Genomic DNA, 10,291 nt, shown 5'->3' on the forward strand with positions numbered 1-10,291 from the left:
GGTCGACCTGTCGTCGATGCGCGACGTCCGGGTCGACCCGATCACCCACACCGCCCGGGTGGGGGGCGGTGCGACATGGGGCGACCTCAACGCCGCGACGTACCCCTTCGGGCTGGCGACGACCGGCGGCGTCGTCTCCACCACCGGGGTCGGCGGCCTGACCCTGGGCGGCGGCATCGGCTACCTCGCGCGCGGGCTGGGCCTGTCCTCGGACAACCTGCTGGCCGCCGACGTGGTCACCGGGGACGGCACCTTCCACGTGGCCAGCGACAAGGACGACGCCGACCTCTTCTGGGCCCTCCGCGGGGGCGGGGGCAACTTCGGGGTGGTCACGTCCTTCGAGTTCCGGCTCAGCCCGGTCAAGGACGTCTACGGCGGGCCGATGTTCTTCGAGCTCGACAAGGCCGGCGACCTCCTGCGCCTCTACCGCGAGTTCATCGCCGACGCCCCGGAGCAGTTCGGCGGCTTCCCGGCCTTCCAGGTCGCGCCGCYGCTGCCGTTCATCCCCGAGGACCGGCACGGCGACCGGCTCGCCCTCTTCGTCGCCTGCTGGGCCGGCGACCTCGACCAGGGGGAGCGGATGCTCAAGCCCTTCCACGACCTGGCGCCGGTCGTGGCCGAGCACGTGGGGCCGATGCCCTACCCGGCGCTCAACAGTGCCTTCGACGGGCTCTACCCGTCGGGGCTGCGCCACTACTGGAAGGCCAACTTCGTCAAGGAGCTGACCGACGACGCGATCGCCGCGCACGTGGAGCACGGCTCCCAGGTGCCCGAGCTGACCACCACGATGCACATCTACCCGATCAACGGCGCCTGCCACCGGGTGGCCCCGGAGTCGACCGCCTTCGCCTACCGCGACGCGAGCTTCGCGACCGTCATCGCCGGCATGTGGCCCGACGAGGCCCACGACGAGGCCAACACCGCCTGGGTCCGCAGCTACTACGACGCCACGGCCCCGCACTCGCAGGAGGGCGGCTACATCAACTTCATGGCCGAGGACGACCAGTCGAGGATCCGCGACAACTACCGCGGCAACTACGACCGGCTCGCCCAGGTCAAGCGGACCTACGACCCGGGCAACCTGTTCCGCCACAACCAGAACATCGTCCCTGCCTGACCCGACTCGCGCGTCCTTCTCGATCCGCTGGCATGAACTGACAGCGCGTCGCCGATCCGTCGGCAACATGTGACCTCGCCGGGCGGCGTACGGGGTCGTTTGAATGGTCCGCATGCCCCCAGCACCCCGGCGCATCCGGATCGGCATCGACACCGGCGGCACCTTCACCGACGTGGTCGCGCTCGACGAGGACACCGGTGAGCTGGTGACGACCAAGACCCCCTCGACGCCCGCCAACCCGGCGGACGGGTTCATGGCGGGCATCGAGAAGGTCCTCGACCTGCTCGACCTGCCGCAGGGGAGCGGCGACGCCGTCACTGCGGTGAGCCACGGCACCACGGTGGCGACCAACCAGCTGCTGGAGGGCAAGGTCGAGGCACTGGGCTACATCACCACCGCGGGCTACGACGCGATGCTCGAGATCGCCCGCCAGTCGGTGCCCGACGGCTACGGCAACTCCTACTTCTGGGTCAAGCCGCCCCGCATCGTGCCGCGCGACCTGGTCAAGGGCGTCGAGGGTCGGCTCGACTTCACCGGCGCCGAGATCCGCCCCTTCGACGAGGAGGGGGCGCGTCGGGTGGCGCGGTGGTTCCGGGACCGCGGCATCGACACCCTCGGCGTCTGCCTCCTGCACTCCTACGCCAACCCCGACCACGAGGAGCGGATGCGCGCGATCCTGCGCGAGGAGCACCCCGACGCGGTCGTCTCGCTGTCCAGCGAGGTGCTGCGCGAGTACCGCGAGTACGAGCGGGCGATGACGACGCTCGTCGACGCCGCCGTCAAGCCGCGCCTGAGCCGCTACGTCACCAACATCAGCCAGCGCCTCGAGCAGTACGGCGGACGCAAGGTGCCCTTCTACGTCATGAAGTCCAACGGCGGCGTCCTCTCTGCGGACGAGGTGGTCAACCAGCCGATCACGACCGTGCTGTCCGGGCCCGCCGCCGGCGCGCTCGGCGCCGCTCTGATCGCCCGGGCGGCCGGCTTCGACCGGGTGCTGACCAGCGACGGCGGCGGCACGTCGACGGACGTCTCGGTCGTGATCGACGGCGAGCCGACGCTCACCACCGAGGGCTCGGTCGGTGCCTTCCCGTCCAAGATCCCGATGATCGACGTCGTCACCGTCGGCGCGGGCGGGGGCTCCATCGCCTGGCTCTCGCCCGAGGGCACCCTGAAGGTGGGCCCGCAGTCCGCCGGCGCCGACCCCGGCCCGATCTGCTACGCCCAGGGCGGTGGTGAGGTCACCATCACCGACGCGCACGTCGTGCTCGGCCGCATCCCGCCGCACCTGCTGGGCGGGGAGATCCCGCTCGACGTGGAGGCGGCGAGGGCCGGCATCGACGCCCTCGCCCACCGGCTCGGGATGACGCCCGAGGCGTGCGCCAACGGTGTGCTGGAGATCTCCGCCTGGAACCAGGCCAACGCGCTGCGCCAGGTCACGGTCAAGCGAGGACTCGACGTCCGCGACTTCACCCTCACCACCTTCGGTGGCTCCGGCTCGCTGCTGCTGTGCCGGCTGATGGACATCCTCGGCATCCCCACCGTGCTCGTGCCGCCCAACCCCGGCAACGTCTCGGCGTTCGGGCTGCTGACCGTCGACGTCAAGAACGACTACGTGCAGACCCACGTCACCCTGCACCGTGCGCTCGACGTCGCGACCGTCCAGGCGGCGTACGACGCCCTGACGACGCAGGCGCGCGCCGCCCTGGACAAGGAGGGCTTCGCCCGCGAGGCGCACCGGTTCGTGCGGACCGCCGACGTCCGCTACTTCGGGCAGGCCTTCGAGGTCCGCGTCGGGGTGCCGGACGGTCCGCTCGACGCGGACGCGGACGCGGTCGACGAGGTGGCGCGGCGCTTCCACGCCGAGCACCGGGCGCTCTACGGCTACGACTTCTCCGGCGACGACTCGCAGCAGGTCGAGTGGGTCAACCTGCGCGTCTCCGGGATCGGGCCGATCACCCGCCCCGAGATCCGCAGGAGCGACGGCGCCGGCCCCTCCGAGCCGCGCTCTCCGAGGTCGAGAGCCGTCTGCTTCGAGACCTCCGACGGGTACGTCGACACCCCGGTGCTGTGGCGCCCCGACCTGCCACCGGGCCACACCGTCCCCGGGCCGGTGATCATCGAGGAGTTCGGCTCGACGGTCCCCGTGCACCCGGGCTTCACCGCCCGGGTCGACGACTTCCTCAACATCATCGTGACGCGGGAGGCACGCAGATGAGTCGCAGGGCGCCCACCCAGTTCCCCTACGGGATGCTGACCGACGACGCCGGGGCGAGCGCCGACCCGGTGCTGGTCGAGATCGTCCAGGGCTCGCTGGCCAGCGTGGAGATGGAGGTCGAGACGGCCATCGGCCGCACCAGCCGCAGCCCGATGATCCGCGACGCGCACGACTTCCGCGCCGGCATCCACGACCGGCTGCTCCGCAAGCTCACCGGCCGCTCCTACTCCGCGCTCGTGCACCCGGTCGCCCGGGACTTCCCGATCGGGGAGATGCGCGAGGGCGACGTGTTCTTCCACAACGACGTCTACCGCTCCGAGGGCGGCATCGGCCACCTGCCGGACCTCTGCGTGACGGTGCCCGTCTTCGCGGCGGGCCGGGTGGTCGCCTTCGTCCAGGCCTTCGGGCACCACGACGACATCGGCGGCGCCGTTCCCGGCTCCATGCCCAGCCACGCCACCAGCGTCTTCGAGGAGGGCCTGATGGTGCCGCCCATCCGGCTCTGGGACGCGGGCGTGCCCAACCGGGCCGCGCTGGCGATCATGACCCGCAACTCGCGGATGCCCGAGTCGCTCGCCGCCGACCTGGACGCCGAGTGCTCGGCGTGCCTGATGGGTGCGCGCCGGCTCGGCGAGCTCTTCGAGCGGTACGGCGTCGACGTCGTCGAGTCGTGCTTCGACGCGATCCTCGACCGCACCACCACGACGTACCGTCGCGAGATCCTCAGCCAGGTCCCCGTCGGCACGTGGACCTGGGAGGACTACGCCGAGCACGACGGCGTCGACGAGCCGCGGCTGCACACCCAGCGGATCACGCTGACCCGCACGCCGGCCGACGATCCGGACGGTGAGCGGCTGGTCCTCGACTTCGACGGCACCGGCCCGCAGGCCAAGGGTCCGATCAACCACTGCGGCGACTACAGCGACGGCGTCTTCCTCAAGAAGTGGCTGGCGCCGATCCTGCGCAACCTGGCCGAGTCGCCCGAGCGGATGGCCGAGCTCGACGTCAACGAGGGCATCGTGCCGCTCATCGAGATGCGCTTCCCCGAGCCCGGCACGCTGCTGACGCCGGTCTTCCCGGCACCGACCAACGCCCGCACGTTCGTCATCCTCCGGCTCCTGGGCGTGCTGGCCGGGGTGGTGGCCAAGGCGGTGGACGGCAGGATGCCGGCCGACCAGGAGACCATCCGCTACACCGGTGTCTACGGCGAGGACCGCGACGGCCGGCCCTACCTCATGCGCGAGGTGCTCGGCGGCGGCTCCGGCGGCCGCTACTACGCCGACGGCGAGGACACCATCCACGTGGTGCCCGACTCCCGCAACCTGCCGAGCGAGTTCACCGAGTCGCGCTTCCCGTTCCTCGTCGAGTCGCTCGGGCTGGCCATGGACTCCGGTGGCGCGGGGGAGCACCGCGGTGGTCTCGGGTACGAGAAGCACATCCGGATGCTCAAGGACGCTCACTTCATGTCCATCGCCGACCGCTCGATCCTGGCGTGCTGGGGGGTGCGCGGCGGCAGGGCCGGCAGGCCGTTCTCGGTCACCATCGACCCGGGCGGCCCCCACGAGCGAGAGGTCGACGCCCTCGCCGACGACGAGCCGGTGAAGGCGGGCGAGGTCATCCGGATCCGTACGACGGGAGGTGGCGGCTGGGGCGACCCGCTGGTCCGCGACCCGGCCCTGGTGGTGCGCGACGTGGTGTGGCGCAAGGTGTCTCCCGAGGCCGCGCTGGGCGACTACGGCGTGGTGCTGACCGGGTCGGTCGACGCGGACGACCTGGGCTTCGACGCCGCTGCGACGCAGGCCGAGCGTGCGGGGCGTACGCGGCGGGCCGAGGCGTTCTTCGACCGCGGCCCGGGCTACGCGCGGCTCTCCGGCGGCGCCACCTCCGCGGAGGTGGACCACCTGTGACCACGACGATCACCGAGATCAGGGCGGCCACCGCGCAGGACGCCGACGCCGTGGCGCGCATCTGGTCGTCCGGCTGGCGCGACGGCCACCTCGGCCACGTCCCGGAGGAGCTCGTCGCCCTCCGGACGCCCGAGTCCTTCGCGACCCGTGCCGCCGCCCGGGTCGCGGACACCACCGTCGCCGTCGTCGGCGCGGAGGTCGCGGGCTTCGTGATGGTCGTGGCCGACGAGGTCGAGCAGGTGTACGTCGACGCCGCCCACCGGGGGAGCGGCGTGGCCGCGGTGCTCCTCGACGAGGCCGAGCGCCAGGTCGGCGCCGGCGGCCACGGCACGGCCTGGCTCGCGGTGAACGCGGGCAACGCCCGTGCCCGCGCCTTCTACGAGCGACGCGGCTGGCGCGACGAGGGCGACCTCGCCTACCCCGCCGCGACGGCCGCCGGCACGTTCGTCGTGACGTGTCGCCGCTACACGAAGGCGACGCGATGAGGGCCCTGCTGGCGCTGGGCGGCAACGCCATGACCAACGCCGACGGGCGGGCGCGACCCGAGGACCAGATCGCCGCGGCCGAGACCGCGATGGAGTCCGTGGCCGACCTGGTGGCCGCCGGGGTCGACGTGGTGGTGACCCACGGCAACGGCCCGCAGGTCGGCAACCTGCTGGTCAAGAACGAGCTCGCCGCGGCCGTCGTGCCCCCCGTGCCGCTGGACTGGTGCGGCGCGCAGACGCAGGGGACCCTCGGCTTCGTGCTGATGGACGCGCTCGACGCGTCGCTGGCCCGCCGCGGGGTCGACCGGCTCAGTGCCGCCGTGGTCACCCGCACGCTCGTGGACGCCGACGACTCCGGCTTCACCACCCCCACCAAGCCGATCGGCCGCTACCTGCCGGCCGAGGAGGCCCGTCACCTCGTGGAGCACGGCGAGACCTGGCAGGACCGGGGCGAGAAGGGCTGGCGCCGGGTCGTGGCGTCCCCCGAGCCGCTCGAGGTCATCGACGCGCCGGCCGTGCACGCCCTGGTCGAGGCCGGCTTCGTGGTGATCGCCAACGGCGGTGGCGGCATCCCCGTCGTACGCCGCGACGACGGCGTGCTCGCCGGCGTCGAGGCCGTCATCGACAAGGACCTGGGCGCCGCGCTGCTGGCCCGGTCGATCACCGTCGACGTGCTCGTCATCGCCACGGACGTGCCGCACGCGGTGCTGCACTTCGGCACCCCCGACGCGGCACCCGTCGGCCGGGTCACCGTCGCCGAGATGCGAGCGCTCGCGGGCGAGGGCCACTTCGCCAGCGGGTCGATGGGGCCCAAGGTCGACGCCGTCTGCCGCTTCGTCGAGGACGGCGGCACCCGCGCCGTGATCACCAGCCTGGACCACATCGTCGAGGCGGTGACGGGCTCCCCGACCGGCAGCGCCGGCACCGTCGTCGTACCGAGCTAGCCGCACCCACCCGAGAGGAACCACCATGCCCAGTGCCATCGAAGTCCGCAAGGTCCCGATCCACTCCGTCGCCGACGCCAGCGAGCTCGCCAAGCTCATCGACGACGGCGTGATGGCGGCAGACCGCGTCATCGCCATCATCGGCAAGACCGAGGGCAACGGCGGGGTCAACGACTACACGCGCATCATCTCCGACCGCGCCTTCCGCGAGGTGCTGGTCGAGAAGGGCGCCGACCCGGCGGCCGTCAAGCAGGTCCCGATCGTGTGGTCCGGCGGCACCGACGGGGTGATCAGCCCGCACGCCACGATCTTCGCCACCACCGACGCCGAGCCCACCGAGGAGTCACGGCTGACCGTGGGGTTCGCGATGAGCGAGACGCTGCTCCCCGAGGACATCGGCCGCGTCGCGATGGTCACCAAGGTGGCCGACGCCGTGAAGGTCGCCATGGAGAAGGCCGGCATCACCGACGTCGCCGACGTCCACTACGTCCAGACCAAGACCCCGCTGCTGACCGTGCACACCATCCGCGACGCCAAGTCCCGCGGCAAGACGGTGTGGACCGAGCACACCCACGAGTCGATGGACCTCTCCAACGGGTGCACGGCGCTGGGCATCGCGGTCGCGCTCGGCGAGATCGAGATGCCCACCGACGAGGACGTCATGCACGACCGGTCGCTCTTCTCGGCGGTGGCGTCCTGCTCCTCGGGCGTCGAGCTCGACGTGGCCCAGGTCGTGGTGGTCGGCAACGCCACCGGCGTCGGCGGTCGCTACCGGGTCGGCCACGCGGTGATGCGGGACGCCCTCGACGCGGACGGCATCTGGGACGCGATCCGCTCGGCCGGCCTCGAGCTGCCCGAGCGGCCGCACACCACCGACCTCGACGGCCGGCTGGTCAACGTCTTCCTCAAGTGCGAGGTCTCCCAGGACGGCCAGGTCCGGGGCCGGCGCAACGCCATGCTCGACGACTCCGACGTCCACTGGCACCGGCAGATCAAGGCGGCCGTGGGCGGGGTGACGGCGGCGGTCACCGGCGACCCGGCGGTGTTCGTGTCGGTGTCCGCGGCCCACCAGGGCCCCGACGGCGGCGGCCCGGTCGCCGCGATCGTGGACCTGGGGTAGTCCCCGGGCCCCGCACGCCCGACCATGCGACAGGATGACCGCATGCGCGTCCTGATCGCGCCGGACAAGTTCTCCGGCACCCTCACCGCGGTCGAGGCCGCCGAGGCCATCGCGACCGGGTGGGCCCGGCACGCACCCGACGACGTGCTCGACCTGGCCCCCATGGCCGACGGGGGACCGGGGTTCGTGGACGTCCTGCACGCCGCCCTCGGGGGCGAGCTGCTCGCCGTGACGGTGGAGGCGCCGCACGGCGAGCGGGTCCCGGCCACCCTGCTGTTCGTCGACGACGTCGCCTACGTCGAGAGCGCCCAGGCGGTCGGCCTGCACCTGATCGACGGTGGCGTCGAGTTCGCCAGCAGCAACGGCGTGGGCGAGCTGCTCATCGCCGCCGTCGAGAGCGGGGCCTCGACGGTCGTCGTCGGCCTCGGCGGCTCCGGCACCAACGACGGGGGAGCGGGCGTCCTCGCCGCCCTCGGGGCGTTGTCCGACGGCATCCTCGACAGCGGGGCCATCGCCCTGGACACCGTCACCACGGTCGACCTCGGCCCCGCCCGCGACCGGTTGTCCGGCGTCACGCTGGTCGCCGCCACCGACGTCGACAACCCGCTCACCGGGCTCTTCGGCACCACCAAGTCCTTCGGTCCGCAGAAGGGCATCGACGAGGAGCAGGTCGCCCTGATCGACGGGTGGCTGGAGGCGTTCGCGACCGCCACCGATCGCCGTACGTCGTTGGAGAAGGGCGCCGGCGCCGCCGGCGGCATCGGCTACGCGCTGCTGGTCCTCGGTGCCCGCCGGGAGCCGGGCATCGCCCTGGTCGCCGAGCACGTGGGGCTCGCCGCGCGGGCCCGGCAGGCCGACCTGGTGATCACCGGGGAGGGTGCCTTCGACTTCTCGAGCCGGTCCGGCAAGGTCCCGTACGGCGTCGCGGAGATCGCCGCGGAGGCCCTGCGGCCGTGTGTCGCGCTCGCGGGCCAGGTGCTGGTGGGCAGCCGCGAGATGCGCGCCCTGGGCATCGAGTCGGCGTACTCGCTGGTCGACCTGGTGGGGGAGGAGCGCGCCTTCGCCGACCCCTCGGGGGCCCTGAGCGACCTCGCCCAGCGGGTCGCCCGCACCTGGTCGAGGTAGGGAGCCGGCGCCCGTCCCGGGTGGGGCGGTGGACCGGGAGGAATAACCCGGGGTGTGCGACCATTGGGACAGGTATCCACCTCGACCGACTGATGGAGCAGCACATGACCGAGCAGGTCGACACCACCACTGACCGCCGCACCGACCAGATCAACCTGAGCGATGTTGCCGCGGGCAAGGTCAAGAGCCTCCTCGAGCAGGAGGGCCGCGACGACCTGGCCCTGCGCATCTCCGTGCAGCCCGGCGGCTGCTCGGGCCTGCGCTACCAGCTCTTCTTCGACGAGCGCACGCTCGACGGCGACGTGACCACCGACTTCGACGGCGTGACCGTCGTGGTCGACCGGATGAGCGTCCCCTACCTCAACGGCGCGATGATCGACTTCGTCGACAGCATCGAGAAGCAGGGATTCACGATCGACAACCCCAACGCCACCGGCTCCTGCGCCTGCGGCGACTCGTTCCACTGATCCAGGCGCACTGGTCAGGTGCACTGATCCGGGTGCACTGATCGCAGCACGACGAAGGGCCCCCGCCGTGTGGCGGGGGCCCTTCGTCGTGGTGTCTGCTACCGGCCGTACAGCGCCTCGGCCAGGCGGGCGGTCGCCTCGCTGACCCGGATGTCGCGCTTGGCGACCTCGCGCGGATAGTCCTCGTAGCGCAGGCTCGGGGGAGCGGAGACCGCGGCCCGTGCGGCCCGCTCGAGGCGCAGGTTGCGGCGGGTCGCCCGGCAGTCGTCGGCCATGTCGCTGGTGCTCGCGAGGTCGGCGTGGGTGAGGCGTGCGGCGCTCTCGGGGGAGGTCATGGCGCCGACGCTAGTGGCTACCGTGAGGTAGCCCCAGCAGTACTCAGGGGTAGTGTTCGCGCGTGCCCCTGCTGATCGCCGGATCCATCGCGACCGACCATCTGATGTCCTTCCCGGGGAAGTTCTCCGACAGCCTCGTCGTGGACCAGCTGGACAAGCTGTCGGTGTCCTTCCTCGTCGAGGACCTGGAGGTGCGCCGCGGCGGATGCGCCGCCAACATCTGCTTCGGCCTCGGCAACCTGGGCCTGCGCCCGGTGCTCGTGGGTGCGGTCGGCGAGGACTTCGGCGAGTACCGCGCCTGGCTGGAGCGCCACAACGTCGACTGCACCTCGGTCCACACCTCGCAGACCCGCCACACCGCCCGGTTCGTCTGCACGAACGACTCCGCGCACGCCCAGATCGCCTCGTTCTACGCCGGTGCGATGAGCGAGGCCCGCGAGATCGAGCTCAAGCCCATCGTCGACCGGGTCGGCACCCCGGACTACGTCCTGATCGGCCCCGACGACCCCCAGGGGATGCTGCGCCACACCGACGAGTGCCGCCAGCGCGGCTACCGGTTCGTCGCGGACCCCTCCC

At 72.2% G+C, this 10,291-nt stretch carries 10 protein-coding genes; 9 read left to right on the forward strand and 1 reads right to left on the reverse strand.

The features are described from left to right. The 8 genes from ACXJKL_RS06345 to erpA form a co-directional block, all read left to right on the forward strand. The coding region (locus ACXJKL_RS06345; RefSeq protein WP_457206214.1) for an FAD-binding oxidoreductase at nt 1-1,117 on the forward strand (1,117 nt) is incomplete at its 5' end. A 112-nt stretch (nt 1,118-1,229) separates the two neighbouring features. Then, entirely contained in the window at nt 1,230-3,332 is a 2,103-nt protein-coding gene (locus ACXJKL_RS06350; RefSeq protein WP_457206215.1) for a hydantoinase/oxoprolinase family protein, read from the forward strand. Then, nucleotides 3,329-5,239: a hydantoinase B/oxoprolinase family protein gene (locus ACXJKL_RS06355; RefSeq protein ID WP_457206216.1), complete on the forward strand. Its 1,911-nt coding sequence runs from the start codon at nt 3,329-3,331 to the stop codon at nt 5,237-5,239. Before ACXJKL_RS06350 ends, ACXJKL_RS06355 begins: the two co-directional genes overlap by 4 nt. Next, entirely contained in the window at nt 5,236-5,724 is a 489-nt protein-coding gene (locus tag ACXJKL_RS06360; RefSeq protein ID WP_457206217.1) for an N-acetyltransferase family protein, read from the forward strand. Before ACXJKL_RS06355 ends, ACXJKL_RS06360 begins: the two co-directional genes overlap by 4 nt. Continuing rightward, the gene (locus ACXJKL_RS06365; protein ID WP_457206218.1) at nt 5,721-6,668 is read left to right on the forward strand and encodes a carbamate kinase; all 948 of its coding nucleotides are present in this window, start codon (nt 5,721-5,723) and stop codon (nt 6,666-6,668) included. Before ACXJKL_RS06360 ends, ACXJKL_RS06365 begins: the two co-directional genes overlap by 4 nt. A gap of 25 nt (nt 6,669-6,693) precedes the next feature. Then, a complete protein-coding gene (gene bar, locus ACXJKL_RS06370; protein ID WP_457206219.1) occupies nt 6,694-7,788 on the forward strand; it encodes a barbiturase in 1,095 nt (364 codons plus the stop codon). 42 nt (nt 7,789-7,830) lie between these two features. After that, entirely contained in the window at nt 7,831-8,913 is a 1,083-nt protein-coding gene (locus ACXJKL_RS06375) for a glycerate kinase family protein (protein WP_457206220.1), read from the forward strand. A 104-nt stretch (nt 8,914-9,017) separates the two neighbouring features. Further along, nucleotides 9,018-9,380: an iron-sulfur cluster insertion protein ErpA gene (gene erpA, locus ACXJKL_RS06380; RefSeq protein ID WP_107768288.1), complete on the forward strand. Its 363-nt coding sequence runs from the start codon at nt 9,018-9,020 to the stop codon at nt 9,378-9,380. 98 nt (nt 9,381-9,478) lie between these two features. On the opposite strand, the gene ACXJKL_RS06385 is transcribed toward erpA, so the two are convergent. Next, a complete protein-coding gene (locus ACXJKL_RS06385; protein WP_457206221.1) occupies nt 9,479-9,715 on the reverse strand; it encodes a hypothetical protein in 237 nt (78 codons plus the stop codon). Between the two features lie 62 nt (nt 9,716-9,777). Here ACXJKL_RS06385 and ACXJKL_RS06390 point away from each other — a divergent pair. Beyond that, nucleotides 9,778-10,291 (forward strand): PfkB family carbohydrate kinase (locus tag ACXJKL_RS06390; protein ID WP_457206222.1); only part of this gene is annotated, 514 nt, incomplete at its 3' end.

It is taken from the genome of Nocardioides sp. P5_C9_2 (assembly GCF_054049555.1).

Bases quoted from the DNA above. Each gene is read 5' to 3' on its own strand.
- bar (WP_457206219.1), top strand. From the start codon at position 6,694: ATGCCCAGTGCCATCGAAGTCCGCAAGGTCCCGATCCACTCCGTCGCC.
- ACXJKL_RS06365 (WP_457206218.1), top strand. From the start codon at position 5,721: ATGAGGGCCCTGCTGGCGCTGGGCGGCAACGCCATGACCAACGCCGAC.
- erpA (WP_107768288.1), top strand. From the start codon at position 9,018: ATGACCGAGCAGGTCGACACCACCACTGACCGCCGCACCGACCAGATC.
- ACXJKL_RS06350 (WP_457206215.1), top strand. From the start codon at position 1,230: ATGCCCCCAGCACCCCGGCGCATCCGGATCGGCATCGACACCGGCGGC.
- ACXJKL_RS06385 (WP_457206221.1), bottom strand. From the start codon at position 9,715: ATGACCTCCCCCGAGAGCGCCGCACGCCTCACCCACGCCGACCTCGCG.
- ACXJKL_RS06375 (WP_457206220.1), top strand. From the start codon at position 7,831: ATGCGCGTCCTGATCGCGCCGGACAAGTTCTCCGGCACCCTCACCGCG.
- ACXJKL_RS06355 (WP_457206216.1), top strand. From the start codon at position 3,329: ATGAGTCGCAGGGCGCCCACCCAGTTCCCCTACGGGATGCTGACCGAC.